Raw genomic sequence first — 22,518 nt, 5'->3', positions numbered from 1 at the left:
TAGGAATTATGTTTTAAGATGATTATTGTTTTTGTATATTAAAATGAATGTTTTAACAAGCAGATTTAGTTTATGTTTTCTTTGATTAAAATATCTATAGGAAGGTAAACTTTGTTATTAGGCTTTTTATTATAAATAAGATAATCTGTTAATATGTGTATAGATTTATATCCTTGATCAAAAGATCTTTGCGATATAATAAATGAAACCGAATCATTATTCAAACATCTTTTATTTTCTGGTATATCATCAAAACCTATTAAATCAAGTTGTTTTAGGTATTTTTTTTCCATACAATCAACAGCTATATGAATTCTACTAGAGGGTACAAAAATTCCTTTTAAATTATTGCAACTCATTAAATAAGAATTTATAATCTCTTTTGTCTCAGAAGAGTTAATCATATCTTTAATTCTTAAAGTTTTAATATTACTGTTAATATTATTTTTGATAAAAAAATCATTAAAACCTTTAATTCTGTCAGAAACTGTATTGTTTTTAGTTATATTGTATTTAGACTGTATAATTAAAAAGTTAGAGATTTTATAATTTTTTAAATGCATCAATTTTCCTGCCACATATCCAGCAGTATAAGAATTTTGTCCTATATAAGTTAAATTATTAAAACCATTAATATCGATATTTAAAAAGACATATGGGATCTTGCTTTTTTCTAATTCAGTAACTATAATTTTAGTTTCTTCATAAAAATTTGGAACTATAACAACAGCACTGGGTTTTATATCTAGTATATTTTTTAATGCAGCATAAAATGATTCTTGGTTGTATTGGTCATAAGAAAAACAGTTTACTTCAACTCCAAAATTATAAACTTCATCCCTGGCTTTATAAATACCATCATAAGGAGATTTCCAAAAATAATCAATCTTATTATAATTAGGGATTAACACCGCAATAGAATGTTTTTTTTTAGTTGCAAGTGCTCTTGCAACAGGGTTAACCTTAAAATTATAATGATCTAGTATTTTTCTAATCTTAGCTTCAGTTTTTTTAGAAACGCCACTTCTATTGTGTATAACTCGATCTACAGTTCCTTCAGAAACATTAGCTTCTCTAGCAATATCTTTTATTGTAATCATTTTAATGAGCTCTATCTTAACTCGATAGTTTTTTATTAATCTAATGCAATTTAACAAAAAAAGAACTAAAAATGTGAGCGCGCATATTTTTTTATTACTTTTGTGTGCGTACACGAAAAATGGATCTTATGAATAAAACAATCGTATTAACAGGAGCGGGAGGAGTTTTATGTAGCACAATGGCAATTGCTTTAGCAAAACAGGGAAATAAAATCGCTGTTTTAGATTTAAGACAAGAAGCCGCAGATAAAGTTGCAGATGTAATTAATTCTTCAGGAGGAAAAGCAATAGGTGTTGTAGGTAACGTTTTAGAAAAAGATTCTTTAGAAAATGCAAAAAAAATAGTAAATAAGGCTTTTGGAAAAGTTGATATTTTAGTAAATGGAGCAGGAGGTAATCATCCTTTAGGAACCACTTCTAACCCTTTTTTTGCAATGGAAGATTTAAAAAACAAAGCAGAGGGTTTTAAAACTTTTTTCGATTTAGATGCTAAAGGAATTGAGTTTACTTTTAATCTTAATTTTTTAGGTAGTCTAATTCCTACTCAGGTTTTTGCAGTAGATATGGTTGGCAGAAAAGGATGTTCTATCTTAAACATTTCTTCTATGAATGCGTTTACACCTTTAACCAAAATACCAGCATATAGTGGTGCAAAAGCGGCTATTTCTAACTTTACACAGTGGTTAGCAGTTCATTTTTCTAAAGTTGGTATTCGAGTAAATGCATTAGCTCCAGGTTTTTTCTTAACCGATCAAAATAGAGCTTTATTAACTAATGAAGATGGTAGTTTAACACAAAGAGGGCAGCAAATTATAGATCAAACACCTATGGAACGTTATGGTACTCCAGAGGATTTAATTAGTGCTACAAAGTTTTTATGTGATGATGCTTCTGCATTTGTAACAGGAATCGTAATTCCTATTGATGGTGGATTTGCAGCTTATAGTGGAGTATAAAAAAAATAAAAATGACAAAAAAATTAGAACAAACTTGGCGTTGGTATGGCCCCAATGATCCAGTTTCTTTATCAGACATCAAACAATCAGGAGCTACAGGAATTGTTTCTGCATTACATCATATTCCAAATGGAGAGGTCTGGACAGTTGAAGAAATTAACAAAAGAAAAGAAATCATAGAAAATGTTGGATTGACTTGGTCTGTAGTAGAATCTGTGCCCATTCACGAAAACATAAAAACAAAATCAGGAGATTATCAAAAATATATTGAAAACTACAAACAAACAATTATAAACTTAGGTGAATGTGGTATCGATATTGTATGTTATAACTTTATGCCAGTTTTAGATTGGACACGTACTAATTTAGATTACGAAGTTTCAGATAATTCTACAGCTTTACGTTTTGAAGCTGCTGCTTTTGCTGCTTTTGAACTGTATTTGTTAAAACGTCCAGGAGCAGAAAATGAGTATTCTGATGATCAAAAACAAAAAGCTGGAGAGTATCTTAAAAATTCATCAGAAGAAGATCAAAAAAGATTAATCAGAAATATAATTGCAGGCTTACCTGGAGCAGAAGAAGGATATACTTTAGAAGAGTTTAATCAAATTTTAGCTACCTATAAAAATATAGGGCCAAAAGAGTTGAAAGCGAATTTATTCTCGTTTTTATCAGAGATTATTCCTGCTGCAGAACAAGCAGGAGTGTTAATGTGTATTCATCCTGATGATCCTCCATTTCCTATTTTAGGTTTGCCAAGAGTGGTTTCTACAGAAAAAGATATCGAAGATATTTATAATGCAGTACAATCTCCAAATAACGGATTGACATTTTGTACAGGCTCTTTTGGTGTAAGAGCTGACAATGATTTAGCAGGAATGGTAGAGCGTTTAGGAGATCGAATTCACTTTATTCATTTACGCGCTACAAAACGTGATGCTGAAGGCAACTTTCATGAAGCAGATCATTTAGATGGTGATGTAGATATGTATGCAGTAATGAAAGCATTAATTTTAGAACAACAAAAAAGAATAGCTACAGGAAGACAAGATGTAAGAATGCCTTTTAGACCAGATCATGGTCATAAAATGCTGGATGATTTAAAGAAAAAAACAAATCCAGGTTATTCAGGAATTGGACGTTTACGTGGTTTGGCAGAATTACGAGGTTTAGAATTAGGAATTAGATGTTCTTTATAAAAAAAAATACAACAAAAAATATAAAAATGAAAACAACTTTCGAGACAAGATATGCTTCAAGTCCACAAGCAGTAAAAAAGTACGACACACAAGAATTAAGAGATGAATTTTTAGTTCCAGATTTAATGCAACCAGGAAATATAAAATGGGTGTATACGCATTATGATAGATATATGGCTGGAGGTGCAGTACCAACAACAGGTGCTTTAACTTTAGAAACAATTGATCCTTTAAAATCAGATTTTTTCTTAGAAAGAAGAGAAGTAGGTATTATTAATGCAGGAGGAACAGGAACTATCATCGCAGATGGTGAAGAATTTAAAATGTTGCATAAAGATGCTTTATATCTTGGAAAAGGTGTAAAAGAAGTTGTTTTTAAAAGTGATGATGCAAACAATCCTGCAAAATTTTATATGAATTCTGCACCAGCACATACTGCCTATCCAACAAAACAAGTAGCCAAAGCAGAAGCAAATAAAATTGAATTAGGTAGTTTAGAAACTGCAAATCATAGAACTGTAAATCAAATGATAATTGGTGGAATTGTAACAACCTGCCAACTACAAATGGGAATGACAGAATTAAAAACAGGTTCTGTTTGGAACACAATGCCAGCTCACGTACACGATAGAAGAATGGAAATCTATTATTATTTAGATATTCCTCAAGATCAAGCAGTTTGTCATTTTATGGGACAACCACAAGAAACACGTCATATTTGGATGCAAAATCATGAGGCAGTAATTTCCCCACCTTGGTCTATTCATTCAGGTTCTGGTACATCTAATTACACATTTATTTGGGGAATGGCAGGTGAAAACCTAGACTATAATGATATGGATGTTGCAAAAATTACAGATTTAAGATAAAATATGTCTCAAACATTATTTAATATTACAGGAAAAGTAGCTTTAGTAACAGGTTCTACACACGGTTTAGGAATGTCTATGGCTATGGGATTAGGAAAAGCAGGAGCAACTATTGTTGTGAATGGAAATTCATCACAAGAAAAAATAGACAAAGCTGTTGCTTTGTATAAAGAAGCTGGGATTAATGCTGTTGGATATAAATTTAATGTTGCTGATGAAGCGCAAGTTATTGCAGCAATCAGTAAAATTGAAACTGAAGTTGGTCACATCGATATTTTAGTAAATAATGCAGGAATTATTAAAAGAACGCCACTTGCAGAAATGGAAGTAGAAGATTTTAAACAAGTCATTGATATTGATTTGGTAAGTCCGTTTATTGTTTCTAAGCATGTTATTAAAGGAATGATGGAGCGTAAAGCTGGTAAAATCATTAACATTTGTTCTATGATGAGCGAGTTAGGTAGAAATACAGTAGGCGCTTATGCGGCTGCTAAAGGTGGTTTGGTAATGTTAACTAAAAATATGGCAACAGAGTGGGCACGTTTTGGAGTTCAAGTAAATGGAATTGGTCCTGGCTATTTTGCAACCTCGCAAACTGCTCCAATTCGTGTAGATGGGCATCCTTTTAACGATTTTATAGTAAACAGAACACCTGCAAAGAAATGGGGAGATCCAGATGATTTAGCAGGAGCAGCAATATTCTTGTCATCAAAAGCTAGTGATTTTGTAAACGGACATATTTTATATGTTGATGGAGGAATTTTAGCAACTATTGGAAAACCGTCTAACGAAGAATAAGTATAATTAATATCCTGCAAGGTTTTTAAAACCTTGTAGGTATTATTAAAAAGCATTTCTTATGAAAAAAATAATCTTTCTTTTTTTTACTTTCTCTATTCTTATTTCTTGTGATAAAGAAAAAGATGTTTGGAGTGAAACTTATCAAATTCAAAACGATTTGAATATAGATAGAGAATTTGAAACTATAGAAATCGATATTTCTAAAACACCTCTTAAAGATTTTTCTTTGGTAGATTTAGAAACAAAAGAAAGATTAATAACTCAACTTGTTGATGTTGATTTAGATGGTAAAAATGATTTATTATTATTTCAACCAAAAATAAAAGCAAATGCTACAAAAAAGTATTATTTAACTTTTGCAGATCATAAAAAAGACTCAGTAATTAATTATTGTTATTCACGTTTTGTGCCAGAAAGAACAGATGATTATACTTGGGAAAATAACAGAGTTGCCTTTAGAACTTTTGGTCCAGTTGCACAGAAAATGGTAGAAGATGGGGTAAAAGGAGGAACTTTATCTAGTGGTATTGATGCTTGGTTAAAACGTGTAGAGTATCCAATCATCAATTTATGGTATAAAAGGAATGATGAGAAATTAGGGGCTTATCATACAGATCATGGAGAAGGTTTAGATAATTTTCATGTAGGGGTTAGTCGTGGAATTGGTGGTACAGCAGTAAAAGTAGATACTTCGTATTATTTTTCTAAAAATTTTACTTCCTATAAAACAATAGCAACAGGTCCACTAAGAACTAGTTTTGTATTAACCTATGCTACTTGGGATGCTGCAGGACAACAAATTGATGAAACCAAACATATTTCTTTAGATTATGGACAAAACTTAACTCGTTTTGAAATTGACGTAAAAGGCACAAAGACTATTTCTACAGGATTAACTTTACACGATAAAAAAGGATTAACAAATCAAAATGATGCTAATTTTTGGATTAGTCATTGGGAAACTATAGATGATTCTGAAATAGGAACAGGTATTGTTACCACTAAACCTTATTTTTTAGGTTCAGAAAAATATGTTACTTCAAAAAAAGATGAAAGCAATAACTTTTTACATTTAAATGTTGTTGATGGAAAAGTTGTCTATTATAGTGGTTTTGGATGGAAAAAAAGCAAACAATTTAGTACACAAAAAGAATGGGAAATTTATTTGACAGATTACTCAAAAAAAATAAATACTCCTCTAATTGTTACTGAAATAAAAAATTAGTATCAATAGTTTTTTGCTTTAGCTAATAAAATTTTATCACCTTGTAGATTACAAATCTTAAAATTCTGTTACAACTTTACAACATCGTAATTAATTTTGAGCCTTACTAAATAAGAAAATAGAGCTATTTACTTATTAGCTAAATACATCTATTTTATAAATACATTAAGAAGTACAACCACAGTCAAAGTTTTTGCTAGCTTCATTCAATATGAATTTCGAGAAACTGTTTGTCAAGAATAAACGTTTATACTACTTATAATTTTAGAGTGAAAAATATTTTTTAATACCCCTACCTCAATTTGATGTTTGTTTAAGAGATGATTTATAAACTGAGTGTTATTAAATGGTTTGCATATACAATAGAAAGTTTAACAGTTTAGTTGTATAATTTAATAGCAATATTTAATAATAGTTGTTTTAAAAAACCTTAAATTAGGTTTTTAGTTTTAAAGTTAAACAAAAATCTATATTTATGGTGTCAAAAAACAAAAGGAAATATTGGAAGAAGAATTTAAAGTATTTAACAATACTTTTAAGTATTTGGTTTTTGGTTTCATTTGGTTTTGGTGTTTTATGGGTAAAAGAGTTAAACAGCCTAAGTTTAGGTGGTTTTAAGCTAGGTTTTTGGTTTGCACAACAGGGATCAATTTATGTATTTGTAATTCTCATTTTTGTTTATATAAAATTGATGAATAAGTTAGATAAAGAATTTGGTTTTAACGAAGAATAAAAAATAAATATTATGAGCATTCAAGTTTGGACCTGGATTTTAATAGGAATTACTTTTACATTATATATTGGCATTGCAATTTGGTCTAGAGCAGGATCTACTAAAGAATTTTATGTAGCAGGTGGTGGGGTTTCTCCACTAGCAAATGGTTTAGCAACTGCCGCAGATTGGATGTCTGCAGCATCATTTATTTCTATGGCAGGTCTTATTTCTTTTAATGGTTATGATGGCTCTGTGTATTTAATGGGTTGGACAGGAGGTTATGTGTTGTTGGCTTTGTTATTGGCTCCTTATTTAAGGAAATTTGGAAAATTTACAGTTCCAGATTTTATAGGAGATCGTTATTATTCTAAAGTAGCCAGAAGTGTAGCTGTTTTTTGTGCACTTTTAGTTTCTTTTACCTATGTAGCTGGTCAAATGAGGGGTGTAGGTTTAGTTTTCTCTAGATTTTTAGAGGTAGATATTAACACTGGTGTTATTATAGGTATGATTATTGTTCTTTTTTATGCAGTTTTAGGAGGGATGAAAGGTATAACCTATACACAAGTTGCACAATATTGTGTCTTAATTTTTGCTTTTATGGTCCCTGCAATTTTTATATCGATTCAAATGACAGGAAACCCAATTCCACAATTAGGTTTTGGAGGAGTTGATGAAAATGGAGTTTATTTGTTAGATAAATTAGATGGTTTACATAAAGAATTAGGCTTTGCAGCATATACCTCTGGTAGTAAATCAACTTTAGATGTTTTTCTAATAACTGGAGCTTTAATGTTTGGTACAGCTGGTTTGCCTCACGTAATTGTTCGTTTTTTTACAGTAAAAAAAGTGTCTGATGCTCGTAAATCTGCAGGTTGGGCATTGTTATTAATTGCAATTTTATATACAACAGCTCCAGCAATAGCTGTATTTTCTAGGACCAATTTAATAGAAACTGTGAGCAATAAAGAATATAAAGAATTGCCAGAATGGTTTGGTAATTGGGAAAAAACAGGTTTAATAGTCTTTGATGACAAAAATAATGATGGAAAAGTACAATATGTTGCAGATACTTCTAAAAATGAATTGATTGTTGATAAAGATATTATGGTTTTGGCAAATCCAGAAATTGCAGGATTACCAAATTGGGTAATAGCATTGGTTGCTGCTGGAGCTTTAGCAGCAGCTTTGTCTACAGCAGCAGGTTTATTATTAGTTATTTCTGCATCAGTTTCTCATGATTTAATCAAAAAAATGATCAATCCAAATATTACAGAAAAAGGAGAGTTAATAGCAGCAAGATTATCTGCAGTTGTAGCTGTTTGTGTTGCAGGTTATTTTGGTATAAATCCTCCCGATTTTGTAGCAGCCACAGTTGCTTTAGCATTTGGTTTGGCTGCAGCATCATTTTTTCCAGCAATAATTCTAGGTATTTTTGATAAAAGAATGAACAAAGAAGGAGCTGTTTTAGGAATGATTATAGGAATTTTATTAATGCTCTTTTATATGCTAAAATTCAAATTCGATTGGTTTGGAGGTGGTGCAAAAGAAGATTGGTGGTTTGGAATATCACCAGAAGGTTTTGGTACAGTAGCTATGCTAATTAATTTTATTATTTCAATAATTGTTTCTAAATTTACAACTAAGCCTTCAGAAGAAGTACAAGAAATTGTCGAAAATATAAGAATACCAAGTGGTGCTGGTGATGCTACTCACTAATACCACCTATTAAAAACATCTACTAGAAATGAGTAACTATCACATTAAGCATTTAGAAGAATATTTTAAAGTTTATCGAAAATCGATAAGAGAACCAGAAAATTTTTGGGAAGAAATAGCAGAAGAACATTTTGTTTGGAGAAAGAAATGGGATAAAGTTTTAGATTGGGATTTTTCTAAACCAGCAGTAAAATGGTTTGAAGGAGCAAAGTTAAATATTACAGAAAATTGTATTGATAGGCATTTAACTACAAAAGGAGATAAAACAGCAATTTTATTTGAACCTAATGATCCTAAAGAAGCAGCAGAACATATTACATATAAACAATTGCACGAAAGAGTAAATCAATTTGCAAACGTTTTAAAAGATCAAGGAGTTAAAAAAGGAGATAGAGTTTGTATTTATGTTCCTATGATTCCTGAGTTGGCAATAGCAACCTTAGCTTGTGCAAGAATAGGGGCTATTCATTCTGTAGTTTTTGCAGGTTTTTCATCCAAAGCATTAGCAACAAGAATTAATGATTCTGATTGTAAAATTGTAATTACTTCTGATGGTTCTTATAGAGGTAAAAAATCAATAGATTTAAAAGGCATTGTAGATGAAGCCTTAGAAAATTGCGATTGTGTAGAAAGCGTTTTGGTTGTTAAAAGAATCAATTCAGAAATCTATATGAAAGAAGGTAGAGATAAATGGTTACAGCCTTTATTAGATACCGCTTCTAAAGAATGCAAAGCAGAAATTATGGATGCAGAAGATCCTTTATTTATCCTTTATACCTCAGGTTCTACAGGTAAGCCAAAAGGTATGGTGCATACAACTGCAGGTTATATGGTGTATACTGCATATACATTTAAAAATGCTTTTCAGTATAGAGATAATCAAGTATACTGGTGTACAGCAGATATTGGTTGGATAACTGGGCATTCTTACATTGTTTATGGTCCGTTAGCAAACGGAGCAACCACAGTTCTTTTTGAAGGCGTACCAAGTTATCCAGATTTTGGACGCTTCTGGGAAATTGTAGAAAAACACAAAGTCAATCAATTTTATACAGCACCAACTGCTATTAGAGCATTAGCAAAACATGGTGCAGAATTAATAGATAAATACGATTTATCATCTTTAAAAGTTTTAGGATCTGTAGGAGAGCCCATAAATGAAGAAGCTTGGCACTGGTATAATGATAATGTTGGTAAAGGTAAAAGCCCGATAATTGATACTTGGTGGCAAACAGAAACTGGTGGAATGATGATTACTCCAATTCCGTATGTAACGCCTACAAAACCAACCTATGCAACTTTACCTTTTATCGGAATTCAACCTGCAATTATGGATGAAAAAGGAGCCGAATTAAAAGGAAACCAGGTAGAGGGACGTTTGTGTATAAAATATCCTTGGCCAAGTATGGCAAGAACCATTTGGGGAAATCATCAGAGATACAAAGAAACTTATTTTTCTGCTTTTGATAATATGTATTTTACAGGAGATGGTGCTTTAAGAGATGAGGTTGGTTATTATAGAATTACAGGTAGAGTAGATGATGTTATTATAGTTTCTGGGCATAATTTAGGAACCGCACCAATAGAAGATGCAATTAACGAGCATCCTGCTATTGCAGAATCTGCCATTGTTGGTTTTCCTCATGATATAAAAGGAAGTGCATTGTATGGTTATATAACCTTAAAAGATGCTGGTGAATATAGAGATCATAATAACCTTAAAAAAGAGATCAATCAATTAATTACAGATAGAATTGGGCCAATTGCAAAACTAGATAAAATTCAGTTTTCAGACGGATTGCCAAAAACTCGTTCTGGAAAAATTATGCGTCGTATTTTACGTAAAATTGCTTCTAATGATATGAGTAATTTAGGCGATACAAGTACATTGTTAAACCCTGAAGTAGTTCAGAGTATAATTGATAATAGGCTGTAAATCAGTTTTAAAAAATACCAACTAAATTTAGTGAAATATGACAACAATTAATTGGGGAATTATTGGATGTGGAGATGTTGCAGAAATAAAAAGTGGTCCTGCATTTAATAAAGTTAAACATTCTAAATTAATTGCTGTAATGCGAAGAAATACGGAAAAAGCAAAAGATTTCGCAGCAAGGCATCAGGTTCCTTTTTGGTATAACTCTGTAGATGAGTTGTTGGCTAATACAGCAATAAATGCAGTTTATATTGCCACACCACCTTCTACACATTTAGAGATTGCAAAAAAATGTTTAGCAGCTAAAAAATTTATTTATTTAGAAAAACCAATGACTTTAAATGCTATAGAGGCTAAAGAACTAAATGCTATTGTCTCAGAAAATGATACTATTGTTGTAGCACACTATAGAAGAAAATTGGCACCTTTTTTAAAAGTGAAAGAGTTATTAGATTCAAAAATTATTGGAGATGTTACTCTTGCAGATATTCAAATTTTGCAATCTAAAGAAAACAATATTATAACTAAAACAGAAGAGCATTGGCGGTTAAAGCCAGTTATTTCTGGAGGTGGATATTTCAATGATATTGCTCCTCATCAGTTAGATTTGATGTATTACTATTTTGGTAACATAGAAAAGGCTGAAGGTTTTTCATCTACTACAAATAAAGATAATGTTCATGATTTGGTTAACGGAATTATTAAGTTCAAAAATGGAGTTCAATTTAGAGGTGTTTGGAATTTTAACGCAACTAAAAAAGAAGCCAAAGATCAATGTAAAATTTACGGAACAAAAGGCTCAATACATTTTTCCTTTTATGGAGAAAAAGTAATTTTAAACACAGAACATCATCAAGAGGTTTTTAATTTTATAAACCCTAAACATATTCAAGAACCTATGATAGCTGCTACTGTAGCTTATTTTTTAACAAAAAAGAACAATCCTAATAGTGTACAAGAGGGGCTAGAGGTAATGAAGATTATAGATTGTTTTATCAAATAAAATTTTTAAAACAATTGCTAAAATGATGTAAGCAATCCTAAAATATTCTAAACTATGCCTGATAAGAGAGATGCAAAAACAAAAACAGAATTGTTTAATGTAAGAATTAAAGTATTTGAGTGAAATTTTTATTGATAAAGGATATAGAATTCCTATTCTGTAGAGTAAATACAATTTTTGCCTAAACACAACTTTTAGACTTGATCCCTTTTAGACTTGATTCCAGACTTTACCAAAATTTTGTGTGTTAAAAACAAAAAAGCCTTATCAAAAATGATAAGGCTTTTTTTAAGCTCCCCCTCTTGGGCTCGAACCAAGGACCCTCTGATTAACAGTCAGATGCTCTAACCAACTGAGCTAAGGAGGAGTTTGCTTCACTTAATTTGTGATTAGCGAGTGCAAATATATATCTTTTTAGAATACTGCCAAATACTTTTGTAAAAAAAATGAAAAAAATATTAACTTTTTTTATTCTCAAAAAAAATCTTCCTTTTTTAACATTTGTTGTATTTTTGTGAGTCATGATAGCTTAATAAAAAAGCATAAATTATAATATGGATAAATTTTCGTTTTTAAACGCAGTACATACCGGTTTTATAGCTGACTTATATGATAAATATTTAGTTAATCCAGATTCAGTAGAACCAAGTTGGAGAAGTTTTTTTCAGGGATATGATTTAGCAAATGAAAATTACTCATTAACTGATGAAGAAGAAGTCGTAGAAATTCCGCAAGAAGTTCGTAAAGAATTTTTAGTAGTAGATTTAATTAATGGGTATAGAACAAGAGGGCATTTGTTTACAAAAACAAATCCTGTTAGAGATAGAAGACAATACCAACCTACTTTAGATATCGAAAATTTTGGTTTATCCGAAAACGATTTAGACATGGAGTTCTCTGCAGGGGATATACTTGGTTTAGGTAAAACATCTTTAAGCAATATTATAAAAAATTTAAAACGTATTTATTGCGATTCTATTGGTGTAGAATATACCTACATGCGTAATCCAGAAAAATTAAAATGGTGGAATGATCGTTTGGGTCAAAACGATAATCATCCAAATTATAGTGCAGAAGCTAAAAAATATATTTTAGGTAAATTAAATCAAGCTGTAACTTTCGAGAGTTTTTTACAAACTAAGTATGTGGGTCAAAAACGTTTTTCTTTAGAAGGAGGAGAAACTTTAATACCAGGTATTGCTGTAATGTTAAGAGATGCAGCAGAAGTTTATGGAGTTAAAGAATGTGTTTTAGGAATGGCACACAGAGGTCGTTTAAACACATTAGTAAATATCTTTAAAAAACCTGTAAGAGAACTTTTTAGTGAGTTTGAAGGTAAAGATTTTGAAGATGAAGATATAGATGGAGATGTAAAATATCATTTAGGTTTAACTTTAAGTAAAACTTATAGAGATGGTAATGAAATTAAAATGAATTTAGTGCCAAATCCATCGCATTTAGAAACAGTAGCAGCTGTAGCAGAAGGTATTACTAGAGCAAAAATCGATAGAAAATACGATGGTGATTCTAGCAAGATATTACCAATTATTATTCATGGAGATGCTGCAATTGCAGGTCAAGGAATTGCTTATGAAGTAGTTCAGATGGCAAAATTAAATGGTTATAAAACAGGAGGTACTGTACATATTGTTGTAAATAATCAAATTGGTTTTACAACGAATTATTTAGATGCACGTTCTAGTACGTATTGTACAGATGTTGGTAAAGTTACTTTATCGCCAGTTTTACACGTTAATGCAGACGATACAGAAGCAGTTTGTCATGCTATGGAAATGGCGCTGCAATTTAGAATGCGATTTGAAGCAGATGTTTTTATCGATTTATTAGGATATCGTAAATATGGTCATAATGAAGGTGATGAGCCTCGTTTTACACAGCCAAAGTTATACAAAGCAATTGCAAAACATAAAAATCCGAAAGATATTTATGCAGCACAATTAATTGCAGAAGGTAGTATTGATAAAAATTACTTAACATCAATTACTAAGGAATTTAAAGAAATGTTGAGTACAGAATTCGATAAATCTAAAGAAGATACTACTTCTAAGGTTAAAGAATTTATGGAATCTACTTGGGAAGGCTTTGAGCGACAAGATAAAGAGGCCATGCTAACTACTTTAGATACTACTTATTCTGAAGAAAATTTAAAGAAAATTGCAAAAGTAGTTTCTACAGTACCAGATGGAGCAAATTTTGTTAGAAAAGCAGAAAGAATTTTGCAAGGTAGAGCAAAAATGGCTTTCGAAACCAATGAATTAGATTGGGGAATGGCAGAAAATTTAGCATATGGTTCTTTAATGGAAGAAGGTTATAATGTTAGAATTTCTGGACAAGATGTAGAAAGAGGTACTTTTTCTCATAGACATGCTATTTTACGCGATGAGGTTTCTGAAGAAAGAATAAACTTATTAAATACAAATCCTAATAATAAAGGTAAAATGACGATTTATAACTCGTTATTATCTGAGTATGGGGTTTTAGGTTTCGATTACGGCTATGCAATGGGTAACCCAAATACATTAACAATTTGGGAAGCACAGTTTGGAGATTTTTCTAACGGTGCTCAAATTATGTTCGATCAATATATTTCTGCTGCAGAAGATAAATGGAAAGCTCAAAATGGTATTGTTGTTTTATTACCTCATGGTTATGAAGGGCAAGGTTCTGAGCATTCATCAGCAAGAATAGAACGTTATTTACAATTATGTGCAGAAGATAACATGACAGTTGCAAACTGTACAACACCTGCAAACTTCTATCACTTATTACGTCGTCAAATGAAACGTAATTATAGAAAACCTTTAATTGTATTCACACCAAAAAGTTTATTACGTCATCCAAAAGCTGTAAATACAATTCAAGAATTGGCAAATGGCGAATTCCAAGAGGTTATAGATGATACTTTAAATACAGATGGAGTTAAGAAAATGGTTTTCTGTATGGGTAAATTTTATTACGATTTATTAGCAGAAAGAGAAGAGTTGCAAAGAGAAGATGTAGCTTTAATTAGAATAGAGCAATTATTCCCTTTACACGAAGAAAAAATTCAGAAAATAATAGACAGATATCCAAATGTTACAGAATATATTTGGGCACAAGAAGAACCTAGAAATATGGGGGCTTGGAGTTATATGTTACAGCGTTTTGAGTTAAAGAATTTAAGTGTTCGCTCTCGTAAATATTATGCAGTACCAGCTGCGGGTTCTAGTACACGTTTTAAAAAGCGTCATAGAGCAGTAATAGATAGTGTTTTTAGTAATGACTAAATGCGTTAAGGATTGAAACGACATCCTTTTTTACTGTCAGTTCGAGTAAAATTTCTTTTTTAAGAAATTTTGTATCTAGAACAAAGTAAAAAAGATATAGAGTAAAGCCTGTAAAAACGCCCAAATAATAAAACGAAAAATTAAATTAAAATAGCTGATTAAATTCGGCATAAAGTAAAACCAGAACTGATGAGTGTCTTAGAAATGAAAGTTCCTTCTCCAGGAGAATCGATTACAGAAGTAGAAATTGCAACTTGGTTAGTTGAAGATGGAGACTACGTAGAAAAAGATCAACCAATTGCAGAAGTAGATTCTGACAAAGCAACTTTAGAATTGCCTGCAGAAGAAAGTGGTATTATCACTTTACAAGCAGAAGAAGGTGATGCTGTTGCTGTTGGTGCTGTGGTTTGTTTAATTGATACATCTGCTGCAAAACCAGAAGGTAGTGAAGAATCTACACCAAAAGATGAAGCTCCTAAAGAAGAGGAAAAACCAGAAGTAGCAGCTCCTAAAGTAGCAACTTATGCTACTGGTACAGCTTCTCCTGCTGCTAAAAAAGTATTAGCAGAAAAAGGTATTGCATCATCTGCAGTAAAAGGAACAGGTAAAGATGGTAGAATTACTAAAGAAGATGCTGTAAAAGCAGTACCTTCTATGGGTACTCAGCCAGCAAATGGTTCTAGAGGAACTGAGCGTAAGAAAATGTCTATGTTACGTAGAAAAGTTGCGCAACGTTTGGTATCTGTAAAAAGCGAAACTGCAATGTTAACTACGTTTAACGAGGTTAATATGCAGCCAATTTTCGATTTACGTAATGAATTTAAAGTTGCCTTTAAAGAAAAACATGGAGTTGGTTTAGGGTTTATGTCTTTCTTTACTTTAGCAGTAGTAAGAGCATTGAAATTGTTTCCAGATGTTAATTCTATGATTGATGGAGATTTCCAGATAAAACACGATTTTCAAGATATTTCTATAGCAGTTTCTGGTCCTAAAGGATTAATGGTACCTGTAATTAGAAATGCAGAAAACTTATCTTTTAGAGGTGTAGAATCTGAAGTAAAACGTTTAGCTTTAAGAGCAAGAGATGGGCAAATTACTATTGATGAAATGACAGGAGGTACATTTACAATTACCAATGGTGGTGTATTTGGTTCTATGTTATCAACACCAATTATCAACCCTCCACAAAGTGGAATTTTAGGAATGCACAACATTGTAAACAGGCCAATGGCTGTAAATGGCGGAATTGTTATTCAGCCAATTATGTATGTTGCTTTATCTTACGATCACAGAATTGTAGATGGTAGAGAATCTGTTGGTTTCTTAGTAGCTGTAAAAGAAGCTTTAGAAAACCCTGTAGAATTGTTAATGGATGGTAATCCTGAAAGAGCATTAGAAATGTAAACAGTTTTATTGTTAGATAAATATTAAAATCCCAAGTTGTTACTTGGGATTTTTTCGTTTGAAGCTATTTCCTGCTTTCGCTACTCGCTTCCCGATTAAAATTGGGAGAGCTCAAACAAATTGCTTAATCAGGGCTAAACTTTTTTGTAAGTTTTATTTAAAATTAAGTTTTTCTGTTATTGCTAATTAATTAGAAATCTTTTTACTCAAAAAAAATAATTATATTTGTTAAAAACAGTGTGTTATGAAAACTATTTCTTTTGATGAGCCTATAAATATTTCAAAAAGTCATTTTAAAACTTTAGAAGATTTTCAATTACACATTGTTCAGAAATTACAAAACAGTGAATTGAGTGAAAATCATAAAGAAGTTTTAGACACTCGAATTCTTGAAGTTAATGAGAATCCTGAAAACTATATCTCTTTATCAGAATTAAAATTTTCAATTAAGAGAAAATAATGTATTAATTTCAAGTAAGGCTTCTTGCTAGAGAAGATATACAAGGAATTGTAGATTATTACGATGAAAATGCTTCGAGTTATGTTACTGATAAGTTTTTAGAAAGTCTATATGCAGAATTTGATTTCATTAAAATGAAACCAAATTCTTTTCAAATTAAATATAGAGATTCAAGAGTTCGATACTTGAAGAGCTTTCCTTTTGGTATACACTACAGAATAAAAAATAAAACAATTATTGAAATTTTAGCTGTTTTACATACAAGCAGAAATCCCGAATTTTGGATTAAAAGATAGGTCTTTTAAATTAATACTTAGAACCATCGTGTTTACCAACTTCAAAACCATGTTTTCCTAAATATTGATTACCACTATCAATGGCACCTTCTTCCATAGTTGTTCCCATAGAGTCATTCCATCTATTTAAATAGCCAAATAAAGAAATTACACCTAACATTTCTACAATTTCTCCTTCATCCCAATATTTGTAAAGTTCAGTTTTTATTTCAGCACTTACAGCATTTGGTACCATAGAAGCAGCTAAAGAAAAATCTAAGGCAGCTCTTTCTGCATCAGAAAATGCTGAGTGCGTTTTGTATTCCCAAATATTATCTAATTGTTCTTGTTCTGCTCCATAACGTTCTGCGGCTCTTATTGCGTGTGCTTGGCAATATCTACAGCCAGTTGCGTTACTAGAAACCCAAGCAATCATTCTTTTTAAAGCAGAAGTTACACGTCCTTCATTAGCCATAACAGCCATATTTAAGTTGATAAATGCCTTAGAGATTGCTGGTCTTCTTTGCATTGTTAAAACCGAATTTGGGCAAAAACCCAAAGTTTCATTAAAGAATTCTGCTAATTTTTTTGTTTCTAAATCGTGTTCTGCTGATAAAGGTGTTACTAATGCCATTTTATTATTTTCTTATTAAACTAAAATTTCCTGTTTTTTCTATAGATAAACCATTTACATCTGTTAGTCTTGCTTTAAACCAATAACTATTAGATGGTAATTTTTTTCCCTGATAATAGCCATCCCAACCTTGACTATTTTCATTAAATTGATAAATTAGGTTTCCATATCTGTTGTAAATTAAAACTTCGGATGAAGTGTAGAATGTAGTGTCAAAGCCCGATATTTTCCAGTAATCATTAGTGCCATCTTCATTAGGTGTAAAAAACTTTGGATAAGCCAAAACAGAAAACACAAAGGTTTCAGTTCCACAGCCACCAATATCTTTTATATATAGGGTATGAATTCCAGTGGATAGATTATCGAAAAAACCATCACTTTTAAAAGTCCCAAATTCATCATCAATAGCAAATTCATATTCACCACTACCTAAATCTGAATTAATTATTTGAATTGAATTGTTATCAGAATCATCAGAAATAAGTACATCATCTATAGTAATTGTTGCTTTTTCAGAGTCTTTTACAAGGATAGTTTGTGCTAAAGATTCACAACCAGCATCAGAAATAGCGCTTACAGTATAATTACCAGAAGTATTTATGTTTAAAGTTGAAGAATTTCCAGATAAAAGTTCACCTTCTTTTTTCCAAACATAGCTGTAATTTCTCTGCGGATTTATAGTTTCTAAATCAATAGAACCAATGTCTGCACATAGAATATAAGTGTTTTGTAAAACTTCAAATTCAGGTATTGTATTATCTACAACCGCAATTACTTCTGTTCTTGCAGAAGAATTACAGCCAGAATTATTTGCTTCTGCATAATAACTTGTAGTTGTATTTAAATTTGGAGTTGTAAAATTATCACCAATATAAATTGGAGTTGTACTTGTTGTAGATTCATACCAATACACATCACCATCAGAAGCAGATGCACTTAAAGTTGCTGTTCCAGAACAAATTAAATCATCAGTTTTATTAGTAATTGTAGGTTCTTCAATAACTGTAATTGTTACAGGTATTCTTGGTAATGTTGTGCAACCATTAATTACAATAGAAGCAAAAAGTGTGGTTGTTTGTGTAATGTTATTTACTGTAATACTATTACCAATTGCTAATTCAGTTTGTGAGTTTATATCTGAGTTTATAAACCAAAATATTACACCTTCGCTTGGTATTGCCGAAATAGTAGCAGAGCCAGAATCGCAAACTGTTGCATTTATGGTTGATGTAATTTGAGGAATATAAATACTAGTTGAAGCAACAATATTAAGAGTAGGATCTGAAGGAATACCATATTCTACAATATAACCTTGTGGGTAATAATTATCTCCTGGTGGTACACCACTAATGTTTGGTAAATCATTCCATTTACCAGGAACACCAAGATTTGGGTGTGTAATATGTGCATAATCTTCATTGCCACCAAAATCGTTAGGTTCATTACCAGCGGTATGCCAATTGGCAAATTCGCCTGCAGGTGAACTCCCATTTCCTTGTCCGTTCCAAAAAACGGTGCCAGCTTCAGGGCCAGTTACCCATTTCCAAACACCTTCAGTTTCTTCATCAGAACCACCAATCCAACCAGCTCCAGAAGCTTGCTCACCTGCAAAATTGGCTTCTATTTGGTTTGTTAGTGTTGCTAAATAACCCTGTCTTCCATAGTAAGTTCTATTTTCGGCAGCAATTTTAGCATCTGTCCAAGTGATACCAGATTGCGAAATAAATTCATAAAAATGATCTGTAGAAGGTAAATAATTTGCATCTCCAATACTTAAAGAAAAGAATTTTTCTGGTGTAATATTATTCGAGTTTGTTGTAAAAACAACATCTTTTACTGCGTTTTCTAAATCTGATAATAATATTTCAGAACCAAGATTTGCAGAAGTTAAAGTTAATTTTCCTTCTAAGGAGTTCCAAGAAGTTGTTATGTTTGGATGATTGCCCTCTAGCTCTAATAAATCAAAGTTGAATTGATATCCTGTAGATATTTGAATATAGAAACGAGCAATTGTAGTATCATCAGGGTCTGTAATTGTAAAATTGGTTACAATATTTATTGGAGAACCTGGGCAAAAAGTTTGTCTGCCATCTGCAGAAATAGTTGGTGCTAAATCTGTTTGAGCATAAAAAAATGAACCAATGGTTAAAAAGAGAAAAGCCAATAAATGTTGTTTAATTTTTACAGATTTGTGCATTTTTACGAATATCTAATTTGTGTTTTCTTATTTTTGTATAAAAGCACAATTTAAGACTTCAAAATTAATAAAAATATAAAATATGGCTAAAAATGTAGTAACTACAGTTTGGAAAGAAAATATGCAGTTTGAATCTGATAACCCAAGCGGACACAATTTATTTATGGATGCTGGCGAAGAAAGTGGTGGTAAAGGAGAGGGTTTTAGACCTAAAGCATTAATGCTCTCTTCTTTGGCAGGTTGTTCTGGTTTAGATGTTGTTTCTTTATTAAAAAAAATGCACGCAGAAGTTGCCGATTTTAAAATTGAAGTAACAGCAGAACTTACAGAAGAACATCCTAAGTTTTACAATAAAGTAAAGGTAGATTATCATTTTACTGATTCTGAATTACAACCAAAAAAAATACAGAAAGCAGTAAACTTATCAGTAACAAAATACTGTGGAGTTATGGAAATGTTTCGTCAATTTGCAGAAGTAGAAATTGAAATTCATTTACATAATTTAGAGAATAACTAAAAAGTTGTTGAAATAGATTCAATATAAAATTGCTATGAGATGGACGTTAAAATCAAAGCCAGATAAAGAAAAAGTAGATAATTTAGCAAACGCTTTAGGTGTTGATAAAACCATTGCAGCAATTCTTTGTCAAAGAAATATTGAAACTTTCGAGGGTGCAAAAAAGTATTTTCGACCAAGTTTAGATGATATTCACGATCCTTTTTTGATGAAAGATATGGATTTGGCCGTTCAAAGAATTGAAAAAGCCATTTCAGAAAATGAAAACATTTTAATTTATGGTGATTATGATGTAGATGGTACTACAGCAGTTTCTCTAGTTTCATCCTATTTAAAAACGATTCATAGTAATATTGCTACTTATATTCCTGATAGATATGCAGAAGGTTATGGTGTGTCTTATTTAGGTATCGATTTTGCAGAAGACAACGATTTTTCTTTAATCATAGCCTTAGATTGTGGAATAAAAGCCATTGAAAAAGTAGCATATGCAAAAGAGAAAAATATCGATTTTATCATTTGCGATCATCATAAACCAGGTGATGAAATTCCGAATGCAGTTGCAGTTTTAAACGCCAAAAGAGTAGATTGTAATTATCCTTTTGATGAATTGTGTGGCTGTGGAGTAGGATTTAAGTTGATACAAGCTTTAGGATCAAACAGAAATCAAACAATTCAAGATTTTGTACCCTATTTAGATTTGGTAGCAACAGCAATTGCTGCAGATATTGTACCTATGAATGGCGAAAATAGAGTTTTGGCTTACCATGGTTTACAGGTTATTAATAGTAATCCTAGAAATGGAATTAAAGCTATAATTCATCAAATTAAAAAGAAAGAACTTACTATTACTGATGTTGTTTTTGTAATCGCACCCAGAATTAATGCGGCTGGTAGAATGAAACACGGTAATTATGCGGTTGAATTATTAACAGAAATGGATTTTGATACAGCAGTAGATTTTGCTGCAGAAATTGAAATTTTTAATGCAGATAGAAAAGACTTAGATAAGAAAATTACTAATGAAGCATTAATTCAAATTATTGATAATGAAGAAGAAAATAAGTTTTCTTCTGTTGTTTTTCAAGAAAACTGGCATAAAGGTGTAATTGGTATTGTAGCTTCTAGATTGATAGAGAAATACTATAGACCAACTTTAGTTTTTACTAAAAGTGGCGATAAATTAGCTGCTTCTGCAAGATCTGTAAAAGGTTTTGATGTTTATGAAGCTTTGCATAAATGCGATGAGTTTATCGAACAATTTGGTGGTCATAAATATGCTGCAGGTTTAACTTTATTACCAGAAAATTATAATAATTTTAAAAATAAATTTGAAGAAGTGGTATCAAAAACTATCGACAAAACCTTGTTAACGCCAGAAATAGTAGTAGATTCTGAAATAGAATTATCAGAAATAACACCGAAGTTTTTTAGAATTATTCAGCAAATGGCACCTTTTGGGCCACAAAATATGAAACCAGTTTTTAGAAGCAATTGTGTTAGAGATAATGGTTATGGTAAAAAAGTAGGAGCAGATCAAACCCATTTAAAACTTAGTGTTTTTCAAGGTGATAACAAAAAAACAATGAATGCTATAGGTTTTAATTTAGGTGATAAAATGGAATTAGTAGAAGACGATTTTGATATCGTTTATACTTTAGATGAAAATGAATGGAATGGATATAAATCCATTCAGTTGATTTTAAAAGATTTAAAATAAAATAACCGATTATTTCCCTAAAGGGATAACAATTAGACCATTAAATTTTTCAGAAAACTGAATAACAGCTTTATCTGCTTCTAATTTCGTTTTATACTTTCCTACAAGAACTTTCCAGTCTGGTTTGTCATAATCTAATTTAGTATAGACTTCAGGGAATTCGATTCTAAATTTGTTTCTTAAACTTCTGGCTTTCGTTTCATTACCATAATATATTTGAATAATATACCCATACCCATAAGTTTTATTAAAAGATCTTTTTTTAGCAATAATACGTTGTATTTCTGGACTACTATTGGTTTTATTCTGTGCAGAAATAGTATGATTGCCTATTAAAAATAGAAGAAATAGCGCGCTAAAGAAAACTTTGTTTTTCATATAAAAAAATTTCTACAAAAATAACGACTACAAATAGAATATATTAGAGAAATTCGTTATTTAGAATTGATATAAATTAATATTAAGACTCTTTTCAAGTTTTAATTTTTAGCAATATGTACTACT

At 31.1% G+C, this 22,518-nt stretch carries 19 protein-coding genes and 1 tRNA gene; 15 read left to right on the top strand and 5 right to left on the bottom strand.

Annotated features, from left to right (window positions below; translation table 11 throughout):
• Positions 1-65 precede the first annotated feature (65 nt).
• On the bottom strand, positions 66-1,100 hold the full coding sequence (locus BW723_RS03740; protein ID WP_068362099.1) for a substrate-binding domain-containing protein: 1,035 nt from the start codon (positions 1,098-1,100) through the stop codon (positions 66-68).
• 128 nt (positions 1,101-1,228) lie between these two features.
• Here BW723_RS03740 and BW723_RS03735 point away from each other — a divergent pair, with 128 nt between their 5' ends.
• The 9 genes from BW723_RS03735 (at position 1,229) to BW723_RS03695 (ending at position 11,520) form a co-directional block, all read left to right on the top strand.
• Positions 1,229-2,056, top strand: a complete 828-nt coding sequence (locus BW723_RS03735) for an SDR family oxidoreductase (protein WP_068363545.1) — start codon at positions 1,229-1,231, stop codon at positions 2,054-2,056.
• Positions 2,057-2,067: 11 nt separating this feature from the next.
• On the top strand, positions 2,068-3,255 hold the full coding sequence (gene uxuA, locus BW723_RS03730; protein ID WP_068362102.1) for a mannonate dehydratase: 1,188 nt from the start codon (positions 2,068-2,070) through the stop codon (positions 3,253-3,255).
• Between the two features lie 26 nt (positions 3,256-3,281).
• Positions 3,282-4,124: a 5-dehydro-4-deoxy-D-glucuronate isomerase gene (gene kduI / locus BW723_RS03725; protein ID WP_068363553.1), complete on the top strand. Its 843-nt coding sequence runs from the start codon at positions 3,282-3,284 to the stop codon at positions 4,122-4,124.
• Between the two features lie 3 nt (positions 4,125-4,127).
• Positions 4,128-4,922, top strand: a complete 795-nt coding sequence (locus tag BW723_RS03720) for a gluconate 5-dehydrogenase (RefSeq protein WP_068362105.1) — start codon at positions 4,128-4,130, stop codon at positions 4,920-4,922.
• Positions 4,923-4,983: 61 nt separating this feature from the next.
• The gene (locus tag BW723_RS03715) at positions 4,984-6,150 is read left to right on the top strand and encodes a DUF4861 family protein (RefSeq protein WP_068362108.1); all 1,167 of its coding nucleotides are present in this window, start codon (positions 4,984-4,986) and stop codon (positions 6,148-6,150) included.
• 475 nt (positions 6,151-6,625) lie between these two features.
• Positions 6,626-6,883: a DUF4212 domain-containing protein gene (locus BW723_RS03710; protein ID WP_068362111.1), complete on the top strand. Its 258-nt coding sequence runs from the start codon at positions 6,626-6,628 to the stop codon at positions 6,881-6,883.
• 12 nt (positions 6,884-6,895) lie between these two features.
• Positions 6,896-8,581, top strand: a complete 1,686-nt coding sequence (locus BW723_RS03705; RefSeq protein ID WP_068362114.1) for a sodium:solute symporter family protein — start codon at positions 6,896-6,898, stop codon at positions 8,579-8,581.
• 28 nt (positions 8,582-8,609) lie between these two features.
• Positions 8,610-10,517: an acetate--CoA ligase gene (acs, locus tag BW723_RS03700; protein WP_068362118.1), complete on the top strand. Its 1,908-nt coding sequence runs from the start codon at positions 8,610-8,612 to the stop codon at positions 10,515-10,517.
• A 37-nt stretch (positions 10,518-10,554) separates the two neighbouring features.
• Positions 10,555-11,520, top strand: a complete 966-nt coding sequence (locus BW723_RS03695; RefSeq protein ID WP_068362121.1) for a Gfo/Idh/MocA family protein — start codon at positions 10,555-10,557, stop codon at positions 11,518-11,520.
• A 293-nt stretch (positions 11,521-11,813) separates the two neighbouring features.
• On the opposite strand, the gene BW723_RS03690 is transcribed toward BW723_RS03695, so the two are convergent.
• Positions 11,814-11,887: transfer RNA gene (locus tag BW723_RS03690), tRNA-Asn, on the bottom strand.
• 187 nt (positions 11,888-12,074) lie between these two features.
• Between BW723_RS03690 and BW723_RS03685 the strand changes: the two genes are divergently transcribed.
• The 4 genes from BW723_RS03685 to BW723_RS18130 all read left to right on the top strand — a co-directional run bounded on the left by BW723_RS03685 (position 12,075) and on the right by BW723_RS18130 (position 16,967).
• Positions 12,075-14,807, top strand: a complete 2,733-nt coding sequence (locus BW723_RS03685) for a 2-oxoglutarate dehydrogenase E1 component (RefSeq protein WP_068362124.1) — start codon at positions 12,075-12,077, stop codon at positions 14,805-14,807.
• Between the two features lie 189 nt (positions 14,808-14,996).
• Positions 14,997-16,211, top strand: a complete 1,215-nt coding sequence (gene odhB, locus BW723_RS03680; protein WP_068362128.1) for a 2-oxoglutarate dehydrogenase complex dihydrolipoyllysine-residue succinyltransferase — start codon at positions 14,997-14,999, stop codon at positions 16,209-16,211.
• A gap of 244 nt (positions 16,212-16,455) precedes the next feature.
• Positions 16,456-16,671, top strand: a complete 216-nt coding sequence (locus BW723_RS03675) for a hypothetical protein (protein WP_068362131.1) — start codon at positions 16,456-16,458, stop codon at positions 16,669-16,671.
• A gap of 38 nt (positions 16,672-16,709) precedes the next feature.
• Positions 16,710-16,967 (top strand): type II toxin-antitoxin system RelE/ParE family toxin, encoded by a 258-nt coding sequence (locus BW723_RS18130; protein WP_083139797.1) that lies wholly within the window; start codon positions 16,710-16,712, stop codon positions 16,965-16,967.
• Positions 16,968-16,977: 10 nt separating this feature from the next.
• On the opposite strand, the gene BW723_RS03665 is transcribed toward BW723_RS18130, so the two are convergent.
• Together BW723_RS03665 and BW723_RS03660 are read right to left on the bottom strand one after the other, a co-directional pair.
• Positions 16,978-17,580 (bottom strand): carboxymuconolactone decarboxylase family protein, encoded by a 603-nt coding sequence (locus BW723_RS03665; protein ID WP_068362134.1) that lies wholly within the window; start codon positions 17,578-17,580, stop codon positions 16,978-16,980.
• A 4-nt stretch (positions 17,581-17,584) separates the two neighbouring features.
• Complete coding sequence (locus BW723_RS03660; RefSeq protein WP_068362137.1) at positions 17,585-19,777, bottom strand: Ig-like domain-containing protein; 2,193 nt, start codon at positions 19,775-19,777, stop codon at positions 17,585-17,587.
• 82 nt (positions 19,778-19,859) lie between these two features.
• Here BW723_RS03660 and BW723_RS03655 point away from each other — a divergent pair, with 82 nt between their 5' ends.
• Together BW723_RS03655 and recJ are read left to right on the top strand one after the other, a co-directional pair.
• Positions 19,860-20,294 (top strand): OsmC family protein, encoded by a 435-nt coding sequence (locus BW723_RS03655; protein ID WP_068362140.1) that lies wholly within the window; start codon positions 19,860-19,862, stop codon positions 20,292-20,294.
• A gap of 34 nt (positions 20,295-20,328) precedes the next feature.
• A complete protein-coding gene (gene recJ / locus BW723_RS03650; protein ID WP_068362143.1) occupies positions 20,329-22,014 on the top strand; it encodes a single-stranded-DNA-specific exonuclease RecJ in 1,686 nt (561 codons plus the stop codon).
• Between the two features lie 9 nt (positions 22,015-22,023).
• Here the strand turns inward: recJ and BW723_RS03645 are convergent, their stop codons facing one another.
• Complete coding sequence (locus BW723_RS03645; protein ID WP_068362146.1) at positions 22,024-22,392, bottom strand: SPOR domain-containing protein; 369 nt, start codon at positions 22,390-22,392, stop codon at positions 22,024-22,026.
• Between the last annotated feature and the right edge of the window lie 126 nt (positions 22,393-22,518).

The sequence above is a fragment of the Polaribacter reichenbachii genome (assembly GCF_001975665.1).
Classification (GTDB): domain Bacteria; phylum Bacteroidota; class Bacteroidia; order Flavobacteriales; family Flavobacteriaceae; genus Polaribacter; species Polaribacter reichenbachii.
Note: the sequence above shows the minus strand (reverse complement) of the source record. Positions and strands in the feature narration are given on the sequence as shown.